The 24,710-nt window shown below is 71.6% G+C and carries 18 protein-coding genes; 8 read left to right on the forward strand and 10 right to left on the reverse strand.

Annotated elements, in window-relative coordinates:
- Nucleotides 1-600: 600 nt before the first annotated feature.
- The 3 genes from rpmA to EIW28_RS09975 form a co-directional block, all read right to left on the reverse strand.
- A complete protein-coding gene (rpmA, locus tag EIW28_RS09965) occupies nucleotides 601-870 on the reverse strand; it encodes a 50S ribosomal protein L27 (RefSeq protein ID WP_125247595.1) in 270 nt (89 codons plus the stop codon).
- Nucleotides 871-881: 11 nt separating this feature from the next.
- Nucleotides 882-1,181, reverse strand: coding sequence for a 50S ribosomal protein L21 (gene rplU, locus EIW28_RS09970; protein ID WP_091052684.1), 300 nt, complete (start codon nucleotides 1,179-1,181; stop codon nucleotides 882-884).
- 293 nt (nucleotides 1,182-1,474) lie between these two features.
- Nucleotides 1,475-4,165: an Rne/Rng family ribonuclease gene (locus tag EIW28_RS09975; protein ID WP_232013907.1), complete on the reverse strand. Its 2,691-nt coding sequence runs from the start codon at nucleotides 4,163-4,165 to the stop codon at nucleotides 1,475-1,477.
- A gap of 521 nt (nucleotides 4,166-4,686) precedes the next feature.
- Between EIW28_RS09975 and EIW28_RS09980 the strand changes: the two genes are divergently transcribed.
- Nucleotides 4,687-5,370 (forward strand): hypothetical protein, encoded by a 684-nt coding sequence (locus EIW28_RS09980; protein WP_125247596.1) that lies wholly within the window; start codon nucleotides 4,687-4,689, stop codon nucleotides 5,368-5,370.
- A 386-nt stretch (nucleotides 5,371-5,756) separates the two neighbouring features.
- Nucleotides 5,757-6,743 (forward strand): hypothetical protein, encoded by a 987-nt coding sequence (locus tag EIW28_RS09985; RefSeq protein ID WP_125247597.1) that lies wholly within the window; start codon nucleotides 5,757-5,759, stop codon nucleotides 6,741-6,743.
- Between the two features lie 336 nt (nucleotides 6,744-7,079).
- Here the strand turns inward: EIW28_RS09985 and EIW28_RS09990 are convergent, their stop codons facing one another.
- Together EIW28_RS09990 and eccE are read right to left on the reverse strand one after the other, a co-directional pair.
- Complete coding sequence (locus EIW28_RS09990; RefSeq protein ID WP_125247598.1) at nucleotides 7,080-8,822, reverse strand: hypothetical protein; 1,743 nt, start codon at nucleotides 8,820-8,822, stop codon at nucleotides 7,080-7,082.
- Nucleotides 8,819-10,075, reverse strand: a complete 1,257-nt coding sequence (eccE, locus tag EIW28_RS09995) for a type VII secretion protein EccE (RefSeq protein WP_158630355.1) — start codon at nucleotides 10,073-10,075, stop codon at nucleotides 8,819-8,821. The genes EIW28_RS09990 and eccE overlap by 4 nt, the downstream gene beginning before the upstream one ends.
- A gap of 249 nt (nucleotides 10,076-10,324) precedes the next feature.
- Between eccE and EIW28_RS10000 the strand changes: the two genes are divergently transcribed.
- On the forward strand, nucleotides 10,325-11,563 hold the full coding sequence (locus EIW28_RS10000; protein ID WP_158630356.1) for a S8 family peptidase: 1,239 nt from the start codon (nucleotides 10,325-10,327) through the stop codon (nucleotides 11,561-11,563).
- A gap of 251 nt (nucleotides 11,564-11,814) precedes the next feature.
- Here the strand turns inward: EIW28_RS10000 and EIW28_RS10005 are convergent, their stop codons facing one another.
- Nucleotides 11,815-12,102, reverse strand: coding sequence for a WXG100 family type VII secretion target (locus tag EIW28_RS10005; protein WP_125247601.1), 288 nt, complete (start codon nucleotides 12,100-12,102; stop codon nucleotides 11,815-11,817).
- 33 nt (nucleotides 12,103-12,135) lie between these two features.
- On the reverse strand, nucleotides 12,136-12,426 hold the full coding sequence (locus tag EIW28_RS10010; RefSeq protein WP_158630357.1) for a WXG100 family type VII secretion target: 291 nt from the start codon (nucleotides 12,424-12,426) through the stop codon (nucleotides 12,136-12,138).
- A 520-nt stretch (nucleotides 12,427-12,946) separates the two neighbouring features.
- On the opposite strand from EIW28_RS10010, the gene EIW28_RS10015 reads away from it, so the two are divergent.
- Together EIW28_RS10015 and EIW28_RS10020 are read left to right on the forward strand one after the other, a co-directional pair.
- Nucleotides 12,947-13,537 carry a hypothetical protein gene (locus tag EIW28_RS10015; RefSeq protein ID WP_125247603.1) on the forward strand — a complete coding sequence of 197 codons (591 nt, stop codon included), beginning with the start codon at nucleotides 12,947-12,949 and terminating at the stop codon, nucleotides 13,535-13,537.
- A 44-nt stretch (nucleotides 13,538-13,581) separates the two neighbouring features.
- Nucleotides 13,582-14,817: a WXG100 family type VII secretion target gene (locus tag EIW28_RS10020; protein WP_125247604.1), complete on the forward strand. Its 1,236-nt coding sequence runs from the start codon at nucleotides 13,582-13,584 to the stop codon at nucleotides 14,815-14,817.
- A gap of 114 nt (nucleotides 14,818-14,931) precedes the next feature.
- On the opposite strand, the gene EIW28_RS10025 is transcribed toward EIW28_RS10020, so the two are convergent.
- Nucleotides 14,932-16,413, reverse strand: coding sequence for a S8 family peptidase (locus EIW28_RS10025; protein WP_158630358.1), 1,482 nt, complete (start codon nucleotides 16,411-16,413; stop codon nucleotides 14,932-14,934).
- A 273-nt stretch (nucleotides 16,414-16,686) separates the two neighbouring features.
- On the opposite strand from EIW28_RS10025, the gene EIW28_RS10030 reads away from it, so the two are divergent.
- The 3 genes from EIW28_RS10030 to EIW28_RS10040 are packed head-to-tail and all read left to right on the forward strand — an operon-like array spanning nucleotide 16,687 to nucleotide 19,358.
- Nucleotides 16,687-17,049: a hypothetical protein gene (locus EIW28_RS10030; RefSeq protein WP_125247606.1), complete on the forward strand. Its 363-nt coding sequence runs from the start codon at nucleotides 16,687-16,689 to the stop codon at nucleotides 17,047-17,049.
- A 9-nt stretch (nucleotides 17,050-17,058) separates the two neighbouring features.
- Nucleotides 17,059-18,777 (forward strand): alpha/beta hydrolase, encoded by a 1,719-nt coding sequence (locus EIW28_RS10035; protein WP_125247607.1) that lies wholly within the window; start codon nucleotides 17,059-17,061, stop codon nucleotides 18,775-18,777.
- Between the two features lie 41 nt (nucleotides 18,778-18,818).
- Entirely contained in the window at nucleotides 18,819-19,358 is a 540-nt protein-coding gene (locus tag EIW28_RS10040; protein WP_125247608.1) for a hypothetical protein, read from the forward strand.
- Nucleotide 19,359: 1 nt separating this feature from the next.
- Here EIW28_RS10040 and EIW28_RS25370 read toward each other — a convergent pair whose 3' ends face one another.
- Both EIW28_RS25370 and eccCa read right to left on the reverse strand, forming a co-directional pair.
- Nucleotides 19,360-20,433 (reverse strand): hypothetical protein, encoded by a 1,074-nt coding sequence (locus EIW28_RS25370; protein WP_125247609.1) that lies wholly within the window; start codon nucleotides 20,431-20,433, stop codon nucleotides 19,360-19,362.
- Between the two features lie 108 nt (nucleotides 20,434-20,541).
- Nucleotides 20,542-24,570, reverse strand: coding sequence for a type VII secretion protein EccCa (gene eccCa / locus EIW28_RS10050; protein ID WP_125247610.1), 4,029 nt, complete (start codon nucleotides 24,568-24,570; stop codon nucleotides 20,542-20,544).
- Between the last annotated feature and the right edge of the window lie 140 nt (nucleotides 24,571-24,710).

Raw genomic sequence — 24,710 nt, forward strand, 5'->3', positions numbered from 1 at the left:
CCTCCGTGATCTCCGGACCGGCTCAGCCGTTCCGTTCCCCCGCGGGCAAAGACAAATATACACGGGGTTTTGAGCGCACGAAACAGGGGGGTCCCTTTCCGCTCGGGACCGCGCTGACCTGCCGCATTGCCGATGCGGCACAGCGAGACCGGCTCGAAGCCGGCCGCGGTTGCCGTCGACGCCGCGGGCGATTCGCGGCCCCTCGGGGGTTCCCGGGTTCGAACCTACGGGAGGGGTACGACATTCCGGGGTCGGCGCTGTGAACGGATGGTGTCGTTCGGTGCGCAGAGGGGATGGAGACGAGAAGGGGTCCACGGAAGCGGCGCCCAAAGGGAGGGGAGTGCAAGAGCGAGGAGGGAGGGCGGGGAGAGACGACCGCCGTTCAAGGGAGAGGGGAGGGGTGACATGCCCACTGGCGGGGCGAGGAAGACGGAAGGCGGCATGCGCGCCGCCGGTAGGGAGGAAGGCGAGGAGACATGGCCACCCCGCGGGGGCGAAGACGGAAGACGTGCTCGCCGTCGGCAGGTACGCGAAAGGGGCCGGGCCCGTCTTTCGACGGGCCCGGCCCCTTCATGCTTTTCGAGCGTTGTCGCTCTGGTCTTAGGCCGCGACCTCGGTGGAGGTCGGGACGATGTTGACCAGCTTGCGGCCGCGCTTCTGCGAGAACAGCACTTCACCCTCGGCGAGGGCGAAGAGGGTGTCGTCGCCGCCGCGGCCGACGAGGTCGCCCGGGTGGTACTTGGTGCCGCGCTGACGGATGAGGATCTCGCCGGCGCTGACGTGCTGGCCGCCGAAGCGCTTGACGCCAAGTCGCTTGGAGTTGGAGTCACGCCCGTTGCGGGAGCTGGATGCGCCCTTCTTGTGTGCCATCGTTCAACCCCTTACTTGGTGATGCCGGTGATACGCACACGGGTCAGCGGCTGGCGGTGACCCTGGCGCTTGTGGTAGCCGGTCTTGTTCTTGTACTTGTGGATCTTGATCTTCGGGCCCTTGGTGTGCTCGAGAAGTTCACCGCTCACCGTGACGCCAGAGGCGTCGGTGACCACAGTGCCTTCGTCGACGAGCAACACCGCAGGCAGCGTAAGCGTGTCGCCGGACTCGCCCTGAAGCTTCTCGACTTCGAGGACGTCGCCCTCGGCGACCTTGTACTGCTTTCCGCCAGTCTTGACGATTGCGTACATGTCGACGCGGTCTCCTTGGGTCCTCCCCGATGCGGGGACATAGCTGTCAGTTCCCCGCAGGGGAACGGTGTCTGTCAGTTTCGCGGTGTCGTGCACCGTGCCAACGCCGGCTTCGCGAACGTCGCCTGGGCTGGCCCGCCGATCGAGCTCCGCGCTCGTCCCCGCGTGAGCAGGGACGAAAAGCTGAGGGCTCTATAGGCCGCTCACTAGGGTACGTCATGTACCCGCTGGTTCCGGCATCGGGATCAGGCGGACGCCGCGAACGTCACAGTCCGCGGCGCCTGCCCGGTCCGTCAGCCGGTCTCCTCGCCTTCGGCCGGGGCCTGGGCCGCGGCGCGGGGTTCGGAAGTCTCGGTGTCGTCGGTCGCGCCCTCGGCCGGGTCCTGCGCCGCCTCGCGGGCGGGCTCGTCGTCCTCGGGCCCGTCCTCCGCCTCGGCCAGGACCTCGTCGGCGTCCGCGGGGACGGCCTCCTCGGTCGCGGCCGCGGCGTCGGTGGTCTCGGTCTCGACCACGAGCGGCGCGTCGGGTTCGGTGGCCTCGGCGATCGGCTCGGACGAGGTCTCGTCCACGATCTCGACCTCGACGAACTCGTCGTGGCCGTCCTCGTGCCCGTGCTCGGAGGCGGCCGCGATCTTCGCGGTCGCGCCGGCGGCGGACTTGGCCTGCGGCTCGGACTTGTCCTGCTTCTTGGCCTGCTGCTGTTGCTGCTGGCCGGACTTGGACTTGTCCTTCTTCTTCTTGCCGCCGTTCTGGCCCTGACCCTGGTTCTGGTTCTGCTGGGCCTGGTGCTGGTGCTGGCCGCCGTTGCCGCCGCCGCCGTTGCCCTTCTTGCGCCCGTTCCCCAGGATCTCGTCCGTGTGGATCATGACGCCGCGGCCCTTGCAGTGGTCGCAGGGCTCGGAGAAGGCCTCGATGAGGCCCTGGCCGACCCGCTTGCGGGTCATCTGGACCAGGCCGAGCGAGGTGACCTCGGTGACCTGGTGCTTGGTGCGGTCGCGCCCCAGGCACTCGGTCAGGCGGCGGAGCACCAGGTCGCGGTTGGACTCCAGGACCATGTCGATGAAGTCGATCACGATGATGCCGCCGATGTCGCGCAGGCGCAGCTGGCGCACGATCTCCTCGGCCGCCTCCAGGTTGTTCCTGGTGACGGTCTCCTCGAGGTTGCCGCCCTCGCCGGTGAAGCGACCGGTGTTCACGTCGATCACGGTCATCGCCTCGGTGCGGTCGATGACGAGCGAGCCGCCCGAGGGCAGGTAGACCTTGCGGTCGAGCGCCTTGAGGAGCTGCTCGTCGACGCGCATCTCGGCGAAGACGTCCTTCGTGCCGGTGTGGCGCTTGAGCCGCGGCAGCAGCTCGGGCGAGACCGACTCCAGGTACTTGTGGATCTCGTCGTACGCCTCGTCGCCTTCGACGACGAGCTCCTTGAAGTCCTCGTTGAAGACGTCGCGGACGACGCGGATCAGCACGTCGGGCTCGGAGTGCAGCACGCTCGGCGCGTTGCCCTTCTTCGCCTTGGCCTGGATCTCCTCCCACTCGATCTGGAGGCGGGAGATGTCGCGGGCGAGCTCCTCGGGCCCGGCGCCCTCGGCGGCGGTGCGCACGATGACGCCCGCGCTCTCGGGGACGAGCTTCTTCAGGGCCGCGCGCAGGCGGGTGCGCTCGCGGTCGGGGAGCTTGCGGGAGATCCCCGAGGCGTTGCCGCCGGGGACGTAGACCAGGTGGCGGCCCGAGAGGGCGACGTGGCTGGTCAGACGGGCGCCCTTGTGGCCGACCGGGTCCTTGGTGACCTGGACGAGCACGGAGTCGCCGGGCTTGAGGGCCTGCTCGATCGAGCGGGCCTTGCCGGCCAGGCCGGTCGCGTCCCAGTTGACCTCGCCGGCGTAGAGCACCGCGTTGCGGCCGCGGCCGATGTCGACGAAGGCGGCCTCCATGCTCGGGAGCACGTTCTGGACCTTGCCGAGGTAGACGTTCCCGACCAGGCCCTGGGCCCCAGACTTGGAGACGTAGTGCTCGGCGAGGATGCCGTCCTCGAGGACGGCGGCCTGGGCGCGGCCGCCGCGGACGCGGACGACCATCTGGCGCTCGACCGCTTCGCGGCGGGCGAGGAACTCGGCCTCGCTGACGACCTGGACGCGGCCGCGGCCGGACTTGCGGCCGTCGCGGCGGCGCTGACGCTTCGCCTCGAGGCGCGTGGAGCCGGAGACGCCGCGCACTTCCTCGTTCGAGGAGGTGCGGCGCTGCGGGCTGCGGACCTTGACGACCACTTCGGCGTCGTCGTCGGACTCGTCCGGCCGCGAGCGGTCGGAGTCCTCGGAGCCGGCCCTGCGGCGGCGGCGACGCCGGCGGCGGGTGACCTCGGGGCCGTCGGCGCCCGAGTCCTCGTCGTCCTCGTCGGTGTCGGCGTGCGACTCGTCCTCGTCGTCGTCCTCGTCGTCGGCGCCGCCCTCGACACCGTCGACGCCCTTGCCGCGGCCGCGGCCGCGGCGGCCCCGGCGGCCGCGCCTGCGGCGGCCGGCCTCGGAGTCGTCATCGTCGTCGTAGTCGTCGTCGAAGTCCTCGGCGACGGGCTCCTCGGCCTTCGGCTCGCGCTCGGCGGCCTTGTCCTCGGGGCCCTTGTCGGCGGGCTTGTCGGAGCGCTCGCCGCGGTTGCGGGTGCGCTTGCGCGACGGCTGCTGCTCCTGCTGGGGCTGGGCCTTCTTGGCCTGGGTCTTCTTCGCCTGGCGGCGCGGCTCGGCGTCCTGGCCGCGCTCCGGGGCGTCGTCCTGCTGGTCGCGGGAGTCGGACCGGGAGCGCTCGGACCGCTGCTCGGCCGCCTTCGGGGCGGTCTTGGGCGGGGGTGCGAACATCGCGGCGGTCGCTGCGGTGGCGCGGGGCCGGTCGCTGCGGGGCGTCTCGGACGCCGGTTCGTCGCTCTTGGGTTTTTGAGGAGCCATGAAGGTCACCGCGATCGCGGGCACCTGTTCGCGCGGCTCATTCTCGCGCATACGAATAAATCTCCATTCCAGCCGCTGCCCGGGCGCGTGACGCGGTTTGCGTCCGCTGCCGCACGGGCGCGGCATCAGAGTGCGGTCCTCCCGACCGGGCGGGGGCCGGCGTCCGGCTCGCGTCGCCCAGCAGGCTCGCGAGCCTTGTTCCGGCGCTGTCCCCTGCCGTTCGGGCCGCACTGAAAAGTTCAACTCCCACTGGGGAAACACCTCTGCCCCCAGCCGAGTCGTCAAGTCCGTCGCCGTCGTGAGGGGCGCGGACAGGACATCTGCGGGTCGCACCGTCCGTAGATATGTGCGGTACGACAAGGTCGAGTATCGCACACTCTGTGTCATTCGCCGAACAGGTGGACAACCCGGTGCCCTCCCTCTCAGTGGGAGCCGTCACGATCGGGTGAGAACACACGACTCCTCGTGGTTGGCACGATTCGAGCGTGGCCCGTGTCCCATGTACTCGATAAGCTGTCGAGTGGCGCGCCACCAGCAGCCTCCAGACGAAGGACAGAGCCATCGCACTCCAGGTGATCGACTCGGACCGGTCCGAGGAGCCCCGGGCGGACGGGAAACCGGCCACCTACCAGGGGCGGCATCGCGGTGCCGACCTGTTCCGGCAGCTCACGAGCGTCGGATGGGTCCTCGCGGTGGTCGCGGTCCTGCTCCTCGGGGGCGGCACCGTGCTCTTCTGGAGCTCGGGCATCGGCGACGAGAAGCCGCTCGTCGAGGCCGGCGAGATCGGCGACCTCTGCGAGCGCGTCGTCGACCCCGAGCTGCTGACGCCGTGGGCCGACACCGAGCAGGCGCGCAGCCCCGAGGAGTCCTCGGAGGAGCAGGTGCGGACGTTCGACTGCACCTATTCGGCGGAGTACGCCGGGGCCGACGCGTACCGGCTCGTGACCCTGTTCGCGACCGTGCAGGTGTACGAGGACGCGTCGAAGGCGCGGGCGGCGTACGCCGGGGTGCTCGAGTTCGAGGCGTCCGAGGGGCACGAGACCGCCGAGGTGGGCGGGGTCGGCGAGCAGGCGGCGTCCGCGGTGATCGCCGCGGGCGAGGAGACCGAGGTGCGCCTGCACGCGCAGGAGGCGAACACCACGCTGAGCCTGAACGTGTTCGTCACGGGCGCGCCGCCGGAGGGCGGGGACGTCGAGGCGTTGGCGGAGGGCCTGTCGTCGGGTCTCCTGGAATCACTCCCCCGGGCGGGGAATTAGGGGGCTCCCTCTAAGCTGACCGTGACTACCGCGGCGTCAAGTCGACACGCCGCATCCATTCGCGGAGGATCATCGTGAGCGCCACACCACCCTTTGGCCCGGCATACGACGAGCAGCCCGACGACGGGCGGCGGTCGGGCTCCGGCCAGTGGCGTCCCCGCGCGGGTCGGCCGCAGGGTTCGGGCGAGCCGTACGCCGCGCAAGGTGATCAGGGCCGCCACCAGGGCGGGCAGCCGACTCCGGAGCGCCCTCAGCAGCGCGGCGGCTACGGGCAGCAGCGGCCGCAGGCGGGGCGTCCCGCGCCCCAGGCCGGGCGGCCGGCGCCGCAGGCCGGCGCGCCGCGGGCGGGCGGGTCGGCGGCCGGCGGGCCGATCGCGGGCGGGCCCATGGCGGGCCGCGGTCCGCAGGCCGGGCAGTACCAGTCCCCGCAGCAGCAGTTCTCCCCGCAGCACGGCGGCTACGAGCCGCAGCAGGGGGGCTATGAGGCGCAGCCGGGCGGGTACGAGTCGCGCCGTCCGAGCGGGCCGGTGACCGGGTCGCGTCCGGCGGCGCCCGGCCGGGAGTACCGGCCGAGCCCGGGCGGGCAGGCCTCGCAGGAGCGCCAGGACCAGCCGTTCGAGGAGACCGCGTTCGTCGACGACCGCGCGAAGGACGAGTGGGGCGGCGGCGCAGAGACGACCGCGATCGGGAAGCTCGGCTACATGCCGAAGGAGCCGCGGCGGCGCTCGGACTTCCAGAAGGTGCGCAGCCGGGCCCGCAAGTCGAGCCCGTGGCCGAAGATCGTGGCGGCCGTCGTGGCGGTCGCGCTCGTGGGCGGCGGCGTGTGGTGGTTCATGAACCGCGACACGGAGGAGAGCACCGGTGACGCGGCCGGTGCGGGGCTCACGTACGAGGGCACCGACGCGCCGTGCTCGCTGGTCGACGCCGGGCCGCTCGAGTCCGCGGTGAACGGCGCGGACCCGACCGAGGCGGCCGAGGCCGAGCAGAAGAGCCGCGGGTGGGTGCAGCTGTGCACCGTGACGTACGGCGAGCCGGACCAGGCGGCCGCGCTGCTCGAGGTCGACGGGACCGTGTTCGACTCCGACGCGAAGGCCAGCGTCAACTACGAGCTGGGCACGGGCGAGCTCGGCGACCTGGCGGAGCTGTGGACGCCGGTCGACCCGGCGCCGGCGGTCGGCGACCAGTCGGCGGCAGTGGCGCGGATCGTGACCGACGGGACTTCGAACTACCAGCTGCACCTCCAGGACGACAACGTCTACCTGGTGCTGCGGCTGTCGGTGGCGAAGGAGGCCGGGGTCGACGAGGCGGCGCTGACCGAGATGACCACGCAGCTGGCCGAGGCGTACCTGGAGAACTGGCGCGACGCGAGCTAGCGGGCGCGCCGTTCGGGGCCGGGCTCGGATACGGGGCCGGCGATTCGGGAGCGTCTCGGAGCGCCGCGGCGAGTCTCCGCAAATCGGACATAAAAGGGACCCCTGGTTCAAAAATACCGTTCGGGTCCGACAAGAACTCAGGGCCGGTTCCGTCTGCCGAGACGGAACCGGCCCTTTCACTCGTTCGAGTGAAAGGGCCGATCGCTGTTGAGGCTGCCAGGTGAGGACCCGGCCGAGCTTCGGACGGAATCCGATGCCGGTTCGCCTCCGAGGCGAAAGGCCCTCCCGGATCGGGTGTCCCTCGGGAGGGCCGACGGCGTGGCGACCGGTCTGGCGCTAGTACGTGCGCATCGGGGCGCCGAACATCTGCGCCTCGATGGAGGTCGGGGCGCACCAGAGGTAACGCTCCTTCTGGCCCTTCCGGAGCATGGCGATCATGTCGTCGTGCAGCATCTGGAGCCACTGGAGGACCTCCTGGTTGACCCGGATCGCCGAGCGGGCGATCTGGGCCTCTTCGGCGGTGAGCCGCTGGAGGACCGTCATGTGGGCGTCGCCGGTGAGGCTGTCGGCGTAGTTCGTCAGGCGCGGGAGCACCGTCAGCTGCGTGCGCCAGGGGCCGAGGACCGGCTTGGTCTGCGAGCCGCGCTCGCCGACGTCGTAGACGTACAGCGCCGGGGAGTGCTGGCTCGCCTCGACGGTGACCGGCTGGTCGCCGTGCAGCACCGCGAGGCGGTCGTTGCGGCCGGTCGCGGTCTCGCCGAGGCCGTTCCACTCCTGCGGGCGGGTCGTGCAGACCGCGACGCGGGTGCCGATCGCCAGCGCGCGGAACACGAGCAGGCGCGCGAGGTACACGCCGCCGATGAGGTTGATGCGGGTCTCCTCGGGCCGGAAGAACGGCGCCACGACCGGGATCTGCTCGGCGTCGCGGCCGATCACGAGGCCGGCGGGCGGGCTCGCGGACGTCATGAGCTCCAGGGCCCGGGCGGTCGGGAACTGCGGCACCGACTTGACCGGCTCGATCGGCTTGCCCGCGTCCCTTGCGGTCTCGACCGCGCGGTCGGTGACCGGGAGGCCGTAGACGGTGCCCTCGGTCGGACCGGCCGAGACCTGGGAGACGCCGAACAGGCCCGCCGAGGTCGGCAGGGAGCTGATCGGGCCGCCGGTGATCGGGGCCGCGCCCGAGTAGGGCATGCCGGAGTACGGCTGCGCGCTGGCGGGCTGCGCCGAGTACGGCTGGCCCGAGACGGGGCCGCCGGAAACGGGGCCGCCCGAGATCGGGCTGCCGGAGACGGGCTGCCCGGACACCGGCTGGGCCGAGACGGGCGCGGCGGACACCGGCGCGGCCGCGGGCGGCTGGGCCGGGCGCTGCTGCTGCGAGGTCGGCGTCTGCGGCTGCGGCGCCGGCTGCGACTGCGGCTGCGATTGCGGCGGCTGGTACTGCGGCTGCTGCGGGCGCTGCTGCTGCGACGGCTGGCCCTGCGGCGGCGTCGCGGGCGGGGGCGCGACCGGCCGCTGCTGGTACTGCGGCGGCGAGGACGCCTGCGGGGGCTGGCCCTGCGGCCCGGGGGGCTGCGGCGGGCGCATCTCCGGCGGGCGTGGTGTCTGGTACTGGGGCTGCTGTGGCTGCCCCTGCGGGGACTGGGGCGGCTGGGCCGGACGCGGGGGCTGGGCTCCGCCGCGGGCGCTCGGCGGCTGCGGCGCCTGCGGGGCCTGCGGGGACTGCGGCGGCTGCTGGCCCTGGCGGGCGCCGTAGACCGCGCCGGTCTGGCCCGTCTGTCCCGGCTGGCGGCCGGCCGGCTGGCCGTAGACGGCGCCGGTCTGCCCGGTCTGGCCGGGCTGCTGGCCGTACGCCGGGGACTGCGGGCGCGCGGGCGGGCCCGCGGACGGCTGCTGCGGGGACGCCGGGGACTGCTGGCCCGGGCGCGGCATGTTGAGCGTGCCGCCGTTGTCGTCGTCCACCGGGCGCTGGTCGGCGTCCTCGTCGTCCGAGTGGCGCCCGCCGCCGGCGCGGTAGTTCCCGCCCTGGTACGAGCCCCCCTGGTAAGTGCCGCCGCCGTAGACGTTGCCGCGGTCGGTCATCGGGGTCCTCCTCCGGTCGGGGCGGATGCGTACGCGGCGGGCCCGTGCTCGCCGTCGAGGCGCTGCAGGCGGACGCCGAGCTGGTCGGCGACGTTGAGCAGCTGGTTCTGGGCCGACTCCCACGACGCCTGGTCGAGCGCGAGGCGCACGATGGCGTCCACGGCGAGCTGGCGTCCGGTGATGCGGCCGTCGGGGTTGACCTTGCCGTTCGCGCTCGCGGTGACCACGGTCGAGACGGTCACGAACGCGGCGGGGACGCCGGAGAGGGCGTCCACGGTGCGGTGCAGGGCGACGGCGTCGGTGGGCCACTTGGTGACCCGGTAGGCGACGTGGCGGAGGCCGTCGGCGTACCAGTGGTTCCACTCCTCGGCGGTCCGCTCGCCCGGGACGGGGGCGAAGGCCACGCCGAGGGACTGCTGGACCGCTTCGCGCACGCCCTCGGCGTCGAGGATGCGGTTGGGGACGCCGACGTTGCCGAGGAGCTTGCTCACGCGCTGGGCGGTCGAGGCGAGCGCCTTGTAGACGCCGTCGACCTCGCCGCCGCGCTCGGCGGTGGCCTCGCGGGCGTCGCGGGCGCCGAGGCGCACGGCGAGCCACGCCTTGTGGTGGACGACGGCGGGGTAGTCGCCGAGGAGCTCGCGGTACGAGCGCGAGGCGGGGCTGTTGTCGTAGGCGGCGAGGCCGACCGGGGTGGTGTGGCCGACGAGCTGCACGGCGGAGACGGGGACGGAGGTCTCGTCGAAGAGGCGCTCGAGGCGTTCGAGCGGGACGGCCTTGGTGCCCTCGTCGGTGGAGCCGATCTCGATGACGGTGAACCAGCCGCCGTTGTCGTGGCCGATGCCGACGTTCTCGTCGCGGTCCTCGACGCCGGTGATGCCCAGGTCGGGCGCGATCCGGTGGAGAACCTCGGTGAGCTGCTCGGGGTCGAGCGCGCGGATGCGCCGGCGCATGCGCGACTTGAGCGGCCACGTCTGGTACCACCAGTAGTCGCCCTTGCGCCAGAAGACGACGACCAGCACGATGAGCGCGACGCCGCCGCCGGCGGCGAGCGCGATCGTCCCGAGCGCCAGGCTCGCCAGCGCGATCGTGAGCGCGAGCTCGACGGCGATGAGCTGGGCGACGGTGAGCGGCCCGAGCCGTCCCGAGGAGCGGGTCGTGAACACGACCGACTCGCCGGCGATCGGGCCGCCTTGCTGCTGGGCCTGCACGGACGCGGTGCCGCGTGCTTGCTGCTGCCCCTGAAGCATCGTCATTGGCGACGTCTCCATCATGAAGGTGAGTGGTCGTACCTATCGTAAGCGGACGAGTCCACCTCTCGGTGGCCCGCCCTTGCGGTGTTTCGGCCCGGTATACGGCGCACCGGCCCTTTGGCGCTGCGGCGTTAGACTGAGCGGGTGCGATTCCTCCCGCGTATTCCTCTCTATTCCGCAGCGGTCGCGATGGCGACGGCCGGATCGGTGCTGCTGGCGACTTCCCCTGCGCATGCGGAGTTCACCACCCCTGTGGCGCAGGGGGACGACGTCTCCCCGTGCGAGACCGGAGCGGGCAGCTCCGATTCGCTGACCGCGCGGGACTGGGCGGGCGACTTCATCGGGCTCGAGGAGGCGCACCGGTTCAACGACGGCCGGTTCGAGAACGGCGATCCGGTGACGATCGCGGTCATCGACTCGGGTGTCGAGGCCGGGCTGGACAGCCTCTTCGGTTCCCGGGTGAAGTCGGGCTGGGACGCTTGGGATCCGGCGGGCGACGGCACGTGCGACGCCTACGGTCACGGTACCGCGGTCGCGGCGATCGCGGCGGGCACCGCGCAGGGGGAGCAGTTCGTGGGGGTCGCGCCGGGGGCGGACATCCTGCCGCTGCGGGCCTTCGTGGGGAACGAGGGCGCGGACGCGGACCGGTCGCGGCTGGTGGCGAACCTGATCGACGACGCGGTCGCGAACGGCGCCGACGTCATCAACGTGTCGATCGCGCTGCCGGACACGGAGTTCTTGAAGGAGGCGGTCGCGAACGCGATCGCGGCGAACGTGGTGATCGTGGCCGCGACCGGGAACGAGAACCTGAACATGGACGACCCGGCGGTGGTGAACGACCCGGAGAAGGCGAAGTTCTATCCGGCGAACTACCCGGAGGTCATCGCGGTCGGCGCGCACAACCCGATGGGGAACTTCTACACGAGCACGAACTACGGGTCGAACATCGACCTGATCGCACCGGGCCAGGACGTGACGGTCCCGCTGCCGGGCGGCGGCTGGCTCGGCAAGCAGGAGGGCACGAGTTTCGCGGCGCCGTACGTGGCGGGGGCGGCGGCGCTGCTCAAGGCGGAGTTCGGGGAGGACGTCTCGCCGGCGTGGATCGAGCACCGGTTGACCGGGACCGCGATCCACCCGCCGAACGACTTCAACATCTACCAGGGCCACGGCGTCCTGAACGTGGGCAAGGCGATCTCGACGCCGCTGGAGCCGGGCGAGGACCCGACGGCGACGTCGTTCGACGATCCGGTCGAGAGTGAGGCGCCGGGCGCGACGCCGGAGGCGGAGCCGTCGTCGATCGCGGCCGTGAACGTGGACTACGACCCGCTCGCGTTCGAGAAGGCGGTGGCCTGGGCGAGCGTGGGCGGCGCGATCGTGCTGGTCGCGCTGGTCCTGGTCTTGCGGACGATCATCCCGAAGGGCCGCAAGCGCGGCTGGAAGCCGGGGACGCGGAGGCCCGAGCGGGCGGCGGCGGTCGTCGAAGGCGACTGAGCCGCGCTGCGGAGGCGGTGGCCGCGGGCCGCTCAGCCTTGCGGCGGCGAGCGGCGGCGAATTCACGTGGACGCCGGAGGGGCGGGACCGATCGGTCCCGCCCCTCCGGCGTTCGGGCTGCGCGGGGTCGACGCGGTCGTCTCGCGCCCGGTTCGGCACGCGGTCCGCTCGCGCCCTGCCCGGGACATGGAGAAGCCCGGGTGATCCTTGCGGATCATCCCGGGCTTCGAGTCGTCTGAGTCGACGAGGTGCTAGCCGCCGAAGCGACCGGCGTTGGCGGCCTCGGTCGCGGCGTAGCGCTCCTTGGCGTTGTTGACCGCGCGGCCGACGGCCTCGAGGATGGCGTTGATCTCTTCGAACGCCTGGTCCCACTGGGCCTTGGCTTCCTCGTAGGTCGCCTTGTCGTCACCTTCCCAGTCGAGGGCCTCGAGCTGGGAGCGGAGGTCCGCGAGAGTGCTGGTCATCTCGCCGGACTCAGTGGCGATCTGCTGCGAAGCTGCTTCGAGCTCCGCGTAGTCCATTGCAATACGCCCGGACATGGTTCACCTCTTTCCGTGATAGGGGGGAAGCTGCTAGAGCTCGCCGTCGAAGGCGGAGAACTCGGAGTTGGACTCGGCGTCCATCTCGGCCTGAGCGGCGGCGGACGAGTCGAGGGCGTCCGCGATGTCCTGCAGCGCGTCGAGGAGCTTGGCGGCCTTGGCGTCCCACGTACCCATGGTGGTGGTGAACGCAGCAGCGCCCTGACCGGTCCAGGTCGCGGCGAGGTCGTCACACAGGTTCTTCAACCGGTCGAGGTTGTTGTCGACCGAGAGCTTGGCTTCAACAGTGTCGGCAGCAGCCTTCGCGACTGTTTCCGGATCCATTGCCACACCGGGCATATGTCACCTCCAGGTAATTGACCGGGGCTGAGGCGCTAGGGCTCTAGGCCGTCAGGGGTATCCCAGTGAGTTTTTCATCGATTCCGCAGTCACCATAACCCGTCCGTGCAAACTCACCGGGCTGGCGGTGCGTCTCCGAGTTTACTAGTAGTGACGGGGCCCGTGTATCCCCACTTAGTGCCACCTCGGGCGTACGGGGCAACCAGGGCAGAGTCCCGGGTAGTCGGGTCGAAAGGGATGTCCTGTCATGTCCTGGGGAGGGTGTGGCAGCGGTCGGCGAACGGGGGCGAACGGGGCCTTGCTCCTGGTTGCGGCCCGGAGGCGGGCTCCCTTGTGTCCAGATCTCCCCTGTTCGTGCCATGCCGTGCCGCCGATGGCGTCCGGATTGCACCGCATCGGTATGCTGGTATGAGCACAGATCGAGCAGCCGCGTGCCCACCGCAGCGCGCCGAGGTCCGCGAGCGGCCCGACCATACCCCCTGACGAATTCTCTTTCACCGAGGTGATGACGTTGCTTCCTGAGGACATGGGCGGCGGTGCGGTCCAGAACAGGGACGGCTCCTACACCGTCACTGACTCCAGCGGTACCCGGTTCCAGATGACCGAGGAGTCCTTCGACGAGTTCATCTCGAAGATGGGCCTGACCCTCGACGACCTCGAGATCTACCGCAGCCAGGTCATGGGCGGTTCGGTGGTCCGCCTGCGGGAGGGCGCCAACCCCGAGCTGCTGAGCGGCAGCAGCTTCCGGACCGTGGACACCGTCAACGTGCCGTTCGGCGGCTTCGACGACGCGATCGAGCTCGCCGAGGCGTACCGCACGGTGTTCTACCCGGGTCGCGCCGAGCAGATCGACCGCGTGTTCCACGGCCTCGACACGGGGCGCGTGATCAGCGAGGAGATCAAGACCGGCTACCTGGAGTCGGATGGCGAGGTCAACGCGAGCGTCGCCAGCGTGCAGAGCGAGTTCGACTCGCGCGGCAACGGCATCTCGACGAGCGACGTCGAGGACGTGCGCGACGACAACGACCGTACCGAGACCGATGCTCCCGGCACTGGTGAGACGCCGGCGTCCGACGACGAACCCGAGATCCTGTAGCCCTGCGGCAGCAGACGACCTGAACCCCGAGGAAGGAGCCCGCCATGGTTGCCAAGGGCAAAGGCAAGGACTACTACAAGAGCACGTACACCCACGAGCAGCTGTGGGAGTTTCTCCAGCAAGGCGACGACTGGGCCGTCGAGCAGGCCGGTTCGATCTGGACCTCCGCAGCGAGCGGCATGAAGGCCGCCCGCGAGGAGATGGCCGTGCATGTCACGACGCTCCGCACCCAGTGGACGGGCGCCGCGGCGGACGAGTTCCAGGGCCGCATGTCGATCGTCGAGCAGTACAGCATCGAGTCGGAGGAGGGCATGAAGCACGCCGGTGAGCAGCTCATGCCCAACCTGGCCGGTTTCCTGAAGACCGCTCAGGACAACGCCCAGAACGCCGATCTCTACCCGACGTCGACCGAGACCTACGACGAGTGGCTCGAGAGCAACAACATCGACAAGACCAAGCCGGAGTACGAGACCAAGAAGACTCAGTACGAGCAGCAGTACGAGCAGTACGTCGACCAGCGCCATGAGGCGATGGCGCAGATCGTCGCCGATCTCGGCGACCAGTACGCGATGGTGCGAGAGAAGGACTTCTCCGAGCCTCCGCCTCCTCCGCCGAGCGACATGCCTGGCAACACGACGTACCAGGCGCCGACCGGCGGTGTGTTCGCCGACAACGGGCTGAACAACGCCGGCGATGTGCCGAACGCGCCCGGCCACACCTCCGGCGACTCCGCCGGAGCCGACGGCCTCGTGGGCACCGATGACGACCTCGATCCGGTGACCGACGGCTGGGTGCCCGGTTCGTACGACGACGTCGACAGCGACCTCGCCGGTGGTCTCGCCAGTGGCTACACGCCCACCGGCGGCGGCAGCGGCTACGTGCCCGGCATGGGCGGTGGCGGCGGCACCGGCCTGGGCGGCGCGGCCCTCACCGGCGCGGGCGCGGGCCTCTTCGGTCCGGCTCGCGGCGCCACGCCGACCGGCGGTGCGGGCAACGCGCCCGGTCGCGGAACCGGCGGCACGAGCCCCGCTCGCTCCGGCGCCTCCTCCGGGACGGGCCGCTCCGGCTCGGGCACCGGCGGCCGCGGCGGTCTGAACGGCGGCAACCGCGCTGGCGCTCCCGGCAGCCGCAGCGGCGCCGGCGGGCGCGGCGGCACCCGCTCGGGCTACTACGACGATGACGACGACGAGACCTACACCAGGGAGACCTGGCTGCGGGAGGACGACGTCGAGTGGGGCCGCAACCGGGTCCGCGAAGAGGAACTCGACGACGAGGACTGATCGACACTGAGACGACGATGAGGGTGGGCGGCACTGGCCGCCCGCCCTCATCTCTCTTTCTGAGGTAAGACGAAGGGCTGCAACCGAAGTTCGGTTGCAGCCCTTGGGCTCTGGTTAGCGCTGGTTCGGCTCGCTCGGTCTCCAGGGGCTCTGCTCCCCCGGGTTGCCGGGCGGATTGAACCCCTGCGGCGGGCTGCTGAAGCCCTGCTGTCCCGGAGGGGGACCGCCGTAGTTCTGGCCTCCTTGGGGAACGTACGTCTGCTGCGCCGGCGCCGGCTGCTGCAACGCGCCCTGGCCCGGGCCGCCGGGCGGAGTGAACTCGCCCTGCTGCGCGGCGGCGGCCTTTCGACCGCGCCCGCGGAGCACGATCCACACGGCGATCGCAGCACCGACGAGGACGACCGCCGCGGCTACGACGATGATGGCCGAGAGGTTCGACTCCTTGTTGCCTTCCGCTGCCGCCGAGGGGCCGCCTGAAGCGGCACCGGGCTCTTCGCCACCCTCCTCAGCGGACTGGGTGTCGTCGGGGGTGGCGCCGCTGGCTCCGGCTTCGCCCATGGGATATCCGAGCGGGTTCTCCTCGACCGGTTCGATGCCTTCGGCGTGAACGGCCTGGTCGGCGTTGACGAGGCCGTATCCCACTTCGTCGCCACGGGTTCCACTGGCGTCGCCAGCGGTTTGGATGAGGCGCTGGATGACGTTGCTCGCATCGAGATCGGGATGGGCGGCCCAAGTCAGTGCCGCTACACCGCCGACGAACCCGGAGCCCATCGACGTGCCGCCGATGACCGTGGCGTAGATGTCGGTGTCTTCCGCAAGGGCTCCGAGAATCGGCTTCGGCACCGTCATCTCGTCGGCCGGGGCGGAGAGCACCACCTCAGGTCCAGTGCTGGAGGACTCCGAAAGGAATTCGCCGTTGGTGTCCGCGCCGGTCACCGCGATGACACCCGGTGTCGAGGCCGGGTACAAGACCGGCTCACTGGGGTCGTTCCCCGCCGAGGCGACTACGACCACTCCCTTGTCGATCGCATACTGCATGATCTCGATGGGATCGCCGGTCACGTTTCCGTCAATATGCCAAGGGATAACGAGCACATCGGCGCCGTTGTCCACCGCCCACTTCACGGCCTCGACGTCCGTCTCACCCATCGCACCGCCAAGGCCGTCGGTGTCGGCCCCTGTATCCATCCGGACCGGCATGATCGTCGCTCTGGGCGCGGCGAGGAGCACTGCGGCGGCGACCGCGGAACCGTGGCCGTCCGCGTCGTTCCACGCGTCCTGCTCATCTGAGTAGGCCGTGTACCCGGGCAGGATGTCCTTGCCCTCGAAGAACGGGTGCTCGGCGATCCCGGTATCCAGTACGGCAACGGTGACGCCTTCGCCCTGCGTGGTCCCCCAGGCGGCGGGCGCCTGGATCAGGTCGGTCGCCCAGGCGTTCTCGTCGTTGAGCGTCGTGTCCTGGGCCAGCGCCGCCCCGGGGGTCGCGGCCAGCGCCGCGGCGGCGGCCAGGGCGGTGAGGCCGGCGCCGAGGGCGGTGCGGAGGGCGCGGTGTGGGGTTCGGGGTTCGGCGGGGGTTGGCGTGAGAGGTATGGCCATAGGGTTGGACCCCTTCCGTGTGCCGGTCGTTACAGCGCTGTCCGCTCTGCCCCACAACATACCGGACCTGTTTCGGGCCTGCGAGACACGGAGGTTCACGGGGTGAACATAACAATCCGATCACGGACGGGACGTTCCGTGCGTCGCCACTATCGGCCGTTTGCCTGGGATTTGTACGCTGTGTGTTGATCGGCACACGAGAGATTGGACCCCCCGTGAGCGCCCCACCGGTCCCGCCCCGCCCTGCCCGTCGCCGTTCCCTTGGGGGACGGCATGACTGACCTCTCACTTGATCCCGAGGAGCTCAAGCAGGGCGGTGTCGCCATGTTCGCGGCCTCGGACGGGCTGTACGAGGACTTCAGGCAGGTGGCGCGCGAGGGCCGGGGCCTGGCCGATGCCGTGGACACCGGGGTGTTCGGCGGGGTCGGCGAAGTGGTGCAGGCCGTCGAGCGGTGGGAGGGCGCGGTCGTGCCCGGCCTGCGGGGCCGTGTGGAGGAGCTGGGGCAGTTCCTGGCGGTGTACGCGGTGCAGCATGTGGAGCTGGACGCCGTGACCGCGGAGGTGTTCGCGCAGTACGCCGATCCCGAGGTGTTCCCGGTCGATCCGGGTTCGCGGACGACGCCGGCGCCGGAGTAGGCGATGGGGGTGTCGTACAGCGCGTTGCGCGAGGCGGACTTGGGGCCGCTGGAGGCCGTCGGGGAGCAGTGGCGGGCGCAGGCCGGGCGGCTCGAGGAGCGGGAGGCCGAGCTCGACGAGCTGCGGCGCCGGCGGATCGGGGAGGCCGAGTGGACCGGGACGGTCGCCGACGAGGTGCGGTCGCGGGTGAAGCTCATCGGGGACGACGCCGTGGAGCGGGCCGGCGAGTGCCGGCGCATCGCGGCGGCGATCGAGGACGCGGTGGCGGTCTTCAAGCGCGGCCAGGAGGAGCTCGCGGAGCTGCTCGCGTCGCTCCCGGCGGGAGCGACGGTGGACGGCGACGGGGTCGTGGCGGCCGAGTCGGCCGCGGACGCGCTCGCGCTCGAGCAGCGGATCGAGGCGGTCCTCGACGCCGTCGGCGAGGCCGACGAGACGCTGCACGCGGCGGTCGCCGCGATCGCGGGCACGACCGACGCCAGGGAGCGGGCGGAGCTGGCGGCCGGGGTCGCGCTCGCGGACGACTTCCAGGACCTGCTCGACCGGGACGCGGGCCCCGCCGAGGTGAACGCGTGGTGGGACGGGCTGTCGCCGTTCGAGCAGCAGGGCCTGCTGGAGGCGCGGCCGGAGCTGCTCGCGCAGGTCGACGGCATCCCCGCAGACGTCAGGGACACCGCGAACCGGACCCTCCTCGACGGGGAGCTGCACCGCCGCGAACGCGAGATCGAGGCCGTCGAGGACCGGCTCGCGGCCGATCCGGGAAACGAGGGGCTCCAGCGGCGCCTCGAGGGCCTGCGCGGCACCCGGGAGGACCTGGAGCGGTTGCGGGACAAGGTGAGCGAGCCGTACCAGATCGGGGCCGGCGGGCCCGCGCTCGACCACTACCTGCTCGGCTACTCCTCCGCGGAGGACGGGAGGGCGATCGTGGCGATCGGGAACCCGGACACCGCCGACAACGTCTCGGTGCTGGTGCCGGGCACCGGGGCCGACCTCGGGAACGCCGGCGGAAGCATCGACCGGGCCGGGCTCATGGCCGCCGACGCGTACTGGGCCGACCCGGGCGCGTCGACCGCGTCGGTGATGTGGCTCGGGTACGACGCCCCCGACGAGGTGGTGCCGCACGCGATGGACGCGGCGTACGCCGAGGGCGCGGCGAAGAACCTCTCCTCGTTCGCGTCCGGGCTGCGCGCCACCGACGAGGACGGCGCGTCGCGCGTGACGGTGACGGGCCACTCGTACGGCTCGACGACCGTGGGGATCGCGGCGCGCGACGCCGGCCTGGACGTGGACGGCCTGGTGTTCGTCGGCTCCCCCGGCGTCGGCGTGGACACCGCCTCGGACCTGGGAATCGACCCGGACCGGGTGTGGGCCACCAGGAACGAGGAGGACATCATCGGCTGGGCCCGCGAGGACGCGATCGGGGCGATCGCGGGCGGCGGCGCCGGCGGGCTGCTCGGCGGCCCACTCGGCGGGCTCATCGGGGGCGCGGTCGGGTACTTCGCGTCCGACCACGACGACCTGGTCCACGGCACCGACCCCGTCTCGGACGCGTTCGGCGGCCGCACGTTCCGGTCCGACGCGACGCGCGACGCCGACGGGATCGAGGAGCTGTGGAAGGACAACGCGGACAACCACTCCTCCTACTGGGACGGCGACAACGGGCATCCCCGCAACGCCGCCCGCGACAACATGGCCTATATCGTCACCGGCCAGACCAGCGGCGTGCGGTGAGGACCGCGCTCGCCGCCCTCCTAGTGCTCGCAGGATGCTCCATGACCGAACCCGAACCGCCGCGCCGCAGCCAGGCCGACGTGTACGCCCCGATGGAGGCCGCCGCGGCCGAGGCGGTCGCAGCGCTGCCCGACTTCCCCGGCTTCGCCTCCCGCACCTGGCACGAGGTGCCGTGCGACCACGGGGGCGAGCACGTCAGGGTCGAGATCGCGTACATGTTCGCCGAGCCGCTGTGGGGCGAGCCGCTGGTGCGCGAGACGTACGCGGACGCCCTGCGCGGCCGGTGGGAGGCCGACGGGCTCGACGTGCACCGCAACGAGGAGACGGCGCTGGCGAGCGGCCGCGTGGACCGGAACGTGGAGGCGCTGACCGGGGACGGCCTGAACCTCTGGTACCGGGTCTCCGGCGTCGTCGGCCTGGTGGTCCAGTCGGGGTGTGTGGCGCGCAGCGCGCCGGGCGAGATCGAGTACGTGCCCCCGGCGGGCGGAATCGCGCCGGGCGGGCCCGGGGACCTCGTGGACGCGTACTTCCCCGAGGGCGTGCCGGGCGGGGGCGGCGGGGCCGACTACTCGGGCCTGTGAGTCACTCCCGGCAGGCGATGCCGCGGATCACGTCGGTCGTCGGCTCCCCTTGGGCCCGTATGCACTCCGGTTCGCCGACGCGTTCGACGCAGCCGCTGGCGAGGGTGAGGGCCGGGGCGTCGCCGCCGGTGTAGCCGAGGGCGATCTCGTCGGCGCGCTCGGCGGTGATGCGGCGCACGCCCTCGAAGGTCGCCCCGTCGTAGGTCAGCTCGTAGTCGCCTTCGGCCCAGCGGGCCCGGACGGCCGCCTCGTAGGCGGGGAAGTCGGCGGTGCGCAGCTCGTAGGTGAGCGTGTACCGGTAGGTGGCGAGCCCGGCGGGGGTGCGGTAGCCGCACGCGGCGACGTCGAGGGTGCGGGTCGCGAACCCGGAGAACGCGGGGAGCGCGCCGGTGGTCTCGGCGACGGCGTCCTCGAGGCGCTGCCAGGTGCCGGCCTCGGTGTACTCGCCGCGGGGCTCGCCCGGTTCGGCGGCCGCCAGGGACCACCGGTGCACCTCGGCGCCGGTGCCGGCGGCGAGGAGGAGCGCGAGGGACCACACGGCGGTCTCGACGCCGGCGATGCGGCCGCGCGGGCGGGCGGGTTCGCGGCCGAGCCAGGCGCGCGCCTTCGCGGTGGCGGCGAGGGCGGCTCCGGCGAACAGGATCGGGGCCGTGGCGGTGAGGAACGCGGTGCCGACGGCGGCGGCCCCGTCGGTCATGGCCTCGCGGACCGGCATCGCCGCGGGCGTCAGCAGGAGGAGCCCTTGGACGAGGGCGAGGGCGCCGGCGGCGGCGAGGTAGAGGCGGGCGCGGCGGCCGCCGCGGCCGAGCCAGATCGCGGCGAGGGCGTTCACCGGGACGGCGGGCGCGAGGACCAGGAGGTAGGCGAGGCCGCGCTCGGTCAGGCCGCTGTCGACGCCGGGCCACGCGTACGCCTGGACGCCGCGCCAGGACCACAGCCAGACGGCGACCACGGCCGCGGCCTCGGCGAGCAGGAGCGCCTGGAGCGCGCGGACGCCGGGCGGCGGCCACGCCGCCCGGCCCCGGGCCGCGAGCGGCGCAGGGGCGATGCCGGGGGGCGTGAGCAGTGGTTTCATTCGGGCCCTTGGTGTCCTGGAGCGCGAGGGGGATTCGCGCCGATACGAGCGTAGTACGCCGCAGGGCCGCCCTCCGGTTGCATCGGAGGGCGGCCCTGCGGGCGGTGGCTACGCCTGGCCGTTCGGCGGGAGCAGCGTCGTCTGGATGAGCTGCTCGCCGTCCTTGCGGCGCACCAGGGTGCCGCGGCCCGGAGGCTGCGGGCTGGGGCGGAGCTTGCCGAAGATCGCGCCTTCCTCCCGCTTGCCGCTCAGGAGCAGGCCGGGGGATTCGAGCGACTTGATCTGGCCGACGATCGGGTCCAGCATGGCGCGCGTCGCACCGGAGGCGCGGCGGGCGATGATCACGTGGAAGCCGATGTCGCGGCCGACCGGAATGAGCTCCTGGATGGCCGTCAGCGGGTTCGTCCGCTGGGCGACCATCTCGTAGTCGTCGACGATCAGGTACAGGTCCGGGCCGGTCCACCAGGAGCGGTCGCGCAGCTGCGCGGGCGTCACGTCGTCGCCGGGGAGGCGCTTCTCGATCGGCCCCCGCAGGTTCTTGACCGAACCCTCGAAGTGCTTGCCCGACATGGCGTAGTCCAGCAGCGTGGGCTTCTGGATCTCCTCGAGCATGCCGCGCCGGTAGTCGGCCATGATGACCTTCGCCTCGGTGGGCTGGTAGGTCGCCTGGATCTGCCGCGCGATGTGGCGCAGCAGGTTCGTCTTGCCCGACTCCGAGTCGCCGAAGATGAGCATGTGCGGCTCGTTCGCGAAGTCCAGGTACACCGGCTTGAGGCCGGCCTCGTTGAGGCCGATCGGGATGCCGGGCTTGGAGCGGTCGACCGCCTTGAGGAAGTCGGCCACGTGCAGCTGCTTGGGCAGCAGGCGCACCGGCGGGCACGGCTGGCCGCGCCACGCCTGCTTGACCTTCTTCACGAAGTCCTCGACGCCGGGCTGGAGGTCGTCGCCGTCCCGGATCGAGTCGATGCGGGGGACGGCCGCCAGGATGTGCAGCTTCGAGAGCGAGAGGCCGCGGCCGGGGCGGTTCTTCGGCACGTTCGCCGCCGCCTTGCGGTCGATCTCGGACTCCATGTTGTCCGAGAGCTTCAGCTCCAGCTTCAGGCCGAACATGTCGCGCATGTTCATGCGGATGTCGCCCCAGCGGGTGCAGGTGACCATGACGTGGACGCCGTACGCCAGGCCGCGGTTGCCGATGGCGCGGACCTGGTCCACGAACGGCTCGAAGTCCTCGCGGAGCGTCATCCAGTTGTCGATCACCAGGAACACGTCGCCGTACGGGTCCTCCTGGAACCGGCCCTGCTCCTTCATGCGGCGGTACGAGCCCATGCCGTCGATCTTGTTGGCGGTGAAGAACGCCTCGCGCTCGTCCAGGATGGTCGTGACCTCCTGGATCGTGCGCCGCACGCCCTCCTCCTCCTGCCGGCCGAAGACGCCCGCGACGTGCGGGAGGTCCTCGATGCCGCGGAGCGTGCCGCCGCCGAAGTCGAGGCAGTAGAACTGCACTTCCCGCGGCGTGTGCAGGAGCGCGAGCGAGCCGATCATGGACCGGAGCATCGTCGACTTGCCCGACTGGGCCCCGCCGGCGATCGCGACGGTGCCCTGCGCGCCGGAGAGGTCGACGATGAACGGGCTGCGCTTCTGCTCGAACGGGCGGTCCTCCTCGCCGAGGACGGCGTGGAGCTTCCCGTTGAGCGAGAACCCCTTCGGCTGGAGGCCCCGGACCGGGTCGGCCTCCAGCGGCGGGAGCAGCTGGTCGAGGGTCGGCGGCTCGGCCAGCGGCGGCAGCCACACCTGGTGGGCCGGGCGGCCCATCCCGATGCAGTTGTTCACCATGACCTCGAGTTCGGAGAGCTTCTCGTTCTCGTCCTCGGCCTCCGGCTCCACCACTTCTTCCTCGGGCTCCTCCTCGACCTCGGGCTCCGGCGGGAGCTCCACGAAGCCGGGCAGGAACCGCTGCACCTTGTGCTGGACGGCCGCGATGCGCTCGGCGCGCGAGGCGACGCGCTTCGGCGGCTTGTAGGTGCCGCCGACGTACGCGGCGCGGAAGCGCACCAGGTCCTGGGTGCCGACCTGGAGGTAGCCGTGGCCGGGGGCCTGCGGCAGCTCGTACGCGGCGCCCGAGCCGATGACGGTGCGCGACTCCTGCGCGGAGAAGGTGCGCAGCGCGACCCGGTAGGACAGGAACGTGTCGAGGCCCTTGAGCTTGCCCTCCTCGAGCCGCTGCGAGGCGAGCAGCATGTGCACGCCGATCGAGCGGCCGATGCGGCCGATCTGGAGGAACAGGTTGATGAACTCGGGCTTCGCGACGAGCATCTCGGAGAACTCGTCGGCGATGATGAGCAGGGTCGGCATCGGGTCGAGCGGCTGCCCGGCCTTGCGCGCCTTCTCGTACTCCCACCGGTTGGTGAAGTTGCCCGTCGCGCGCAGCACCTCCTGGCGGCGCACCAGCTCGCCCTCGAGCGCGTCGGCCATGCGGTCGACCAGCTCGATCTCGTCGGCGAGGTTGGTGATGACCGCCGAGACGTGCGGCAGCTCGTCGAGGGCCGCGAAGGTCGCGCCGCCCTTGAAGTCGACGAGGATGAAGTTGAGCTCCTCCGAGGAGTGCGTGGCGATGAGCGAGCCGACGATGGTGCGGAGCACCTCGGACTTGCCGGAACCGGTGGCGCCGATGAGGAGCCCGTGCGGGCCCATGCCGCCGACCGCGGACTCCTTGAAGTCGATGTCGACGATCGCGCCGTCCGGGCCGGGCCCGATCGGGACCTTCAGGTAGTCCTTGATCGGCTTCTCGCGCCAGTGCACGGCCGGGTCGAGCGCCGCGGCGTCGTTGAAGCCGAGCATCTCCGGCAGGCTCGACGGGTTCGCCATCGGCGAGGCGTCCTCGTCGCCGGACTCGGTCGCGCCCGTCGCGCCCTTGAGCGTGAGCCGCCACGGCGCCAGCGAGCGCGCGATGCCCTCGGCCTGGTTGTAGGAGAGGCCGTCGGGCTTGCCGAGCACGCGGCGCCGGCCGGCCTGGTCCGTGTAGATCTCCTCCGCGGTGACGTCGTAGAGCTTGATCTGCGGTCCGGGCTTGCGCGGCAGGTAGCCGGAGAAGTCGAAGACGGTGACGCCGGCCATGCCGTCGGCGGCGATGATGCCGGTCGGGTCGACCTCGCCGCCGTCGAGGATGACGACCAGGTGCGCCTGGTTGTCGCCGGCCGTCGCGCCGGGCGACCACGCGCCGCGGCTCGACAGCTGCTCGCGCAGGGAGTTCTCCAGCTGCGTGGTGGTGTTGTAGAACATGCGGACCGGTCCGGCGCCGTCCTCCGCGGACGGGTGCTGGAGGTGCGGCAGCCACTTCATCCAGTGCCACTCGGGCATCCGCTCGTTGTCCGCGACGACCGCGATGAGCACGTCGTCGGGCGAGTGGAGCACCGCGAGCTGGCACAGCTGGGCCCGCAGGTTGTCCATGACGGTGGCGCGCTCGCCGCGCAGGACCAGCCGCGCGGCCTCGGTGTACTTCATCGACCGGGGGATGTCGATGACGTTCGAGTGGGCGGCGACGAAGCGGCGCAGCGCCATCGACGTCATCGGCTCCAGGTCCTCGACCGGCTTCGTCTCCGGCGGCACCAGCTTCATCGTCATGCGCTGCTTGCCGATGCCCACGCGCACGTCGAGCGCGTCGTCGTCCTTCGCGCGGCGCTCCCACATGCGGCGCGAGCCCACCAGCGACCACAGGGCCTTCGGGTCGGGGTGGCGCCACCGGGCCGCGCGCCACTGGCGCTCGGCGCCCTTCCGGGCGCGGCGCCGCACCTGGTTGAGGTAGCGCATGTAGTCGCGCCGGTCGGCGTTGAACTCGGCCTTCTTCTGGGCCCGGTTGCCGCCCAGGTTGGTGGCCATCATGCCGACCATGGAGATGCCCATCATCGCGCCCATGGCGATGCGCATCGTGTTGTTGCCGCCGCTGCCGCCGGTGGACCGGCTCATCATCATCATGGCCATGGCGGCGGCGCCGGCGAGCATCGGCAGGATCATCAGATACTGCGAGATGTTCTTCGGCTGCGGATCGGGCATGTCCGGCGGCGACTCCAGGAGGATGTCGCCGCGGGGGGCCTGGGGCCCGCGCTTGCGCGGCGGCCTGCGGAAGAGTTTGGTCGTCACAGAGGGTCCTTGTACTCACCGGGGGATGCGCGTGCCACGGCGACGCTGCTAGCCGTAACTTGGGCGCTGCCGTATAAAAGATATAAGTGCGCTCTGTCGAGTATCGCACTAACAGGGTAGAACCGCATCGCCACTCGGCC

It is taken from the genome of Glycomyces terrestris (genome assembly GCF_003933745.1).
Classification (GTDB): Bacteria; Actinomycetota; Actinomycetes; order Mycobacteriales; family Micromonosporaceae; genus Glycomyces; species Glycomyces terrestris.

Coding starts and splice junctions, on each gene's coding strand:
- rpmA (WP_125247595.1), bottom strand. CDS start 870: ATGGCACACAAGAAGGGCGCATCCAGCTCCCGCAACGGGCGTGACTCC.
- rplU (WP_091052684.1), bottom strand. CDS start 1,181: ATGTACGCAATCGTCAAGACTGGCGGAAAGCAGTACAAGGTCGCCGAG.
- EIW28_RS09975 (WP_232013907.1), bottom strand. CDS start 4,165: ATGCGCGAGAATGAGCCGCGCGAACAGGTGCCCGCGATCGCGGTGACC.
- EIW28_RS09985 (WP_125247597.1), top strand. CDS start 5,757: ATGGCGGGCCGCGGTCCGCAGGCCGGGCAGTACCAGTCCCCGCAGCAG.
- EIW28_RS09990 (WP_125247598.1), bottom strand. CDS start 8,822: ATGACCGACCGCGGCAACGTCTACGGCGGCGGCACTTACCAGGGGGGC.
- eccE (WP_158630355.1), bottom strand. CDS start 10,075: ATGACGATGCTTCAGGGGCAGCAGCAAGCACGCGGCACCGCGTCCGTG.
- EIW28_RS10005 (WP_125247601.1), bottom strand. CDS start 12,102: ATGTCCGGGCGTATTGCAATGGACTACGCGGAGCTCGAAGCAGCTTCG.
- EIW28_RS10010 (WP_158630357.1), bottom strand. CDS start 12,426: ATGGATCCGGAAACAGTCGCGAAGGCTGCTGCCGACACTGTTGAAGCC.
- EIW28_RS10015 (WP_125247603.1), top strand. CDS start 12,947: ATGACGTTGCTTCCTGAGGACATGGGCGGCGGTGCGGTCCAGAACAGG.
- EIW28_RS10020 (WP_125247604.1), top strand. CDS start 13,582: ATGGTTGCCAAGGGCAAAGGCAAGGACTACTACAAGAGCACGTACACC.
- EIW28_RS10025 (WP_158630358.1), bottom strand. CDS start 16,413: ATGGCCATACCTCTCACGCCAACCCCCGCCGAACCCCGAACCCCACAC.
- EIW28_RS10030 (WP_125247606.1), top strand. CDS start 16,687: ATGACTGACCTCTCACTTGATCCCGAGGAGCTCAAGCAGGGCGGTGTC.
- EIW28_RS10040 (WP_125247608.1), top strand. CDS start 18,819: ATGACCGAACCCGAACCGCCGCGCCGCAGCCAGGCCGACGTGTACGCC.
- EIW28_RS25370 (WP_125247609.1), bottom strand. CDS start 20,433: ATGAAACCACTGCTCACGCCCCCCGGCATCGCCCCTGCGCCGCTCGCG.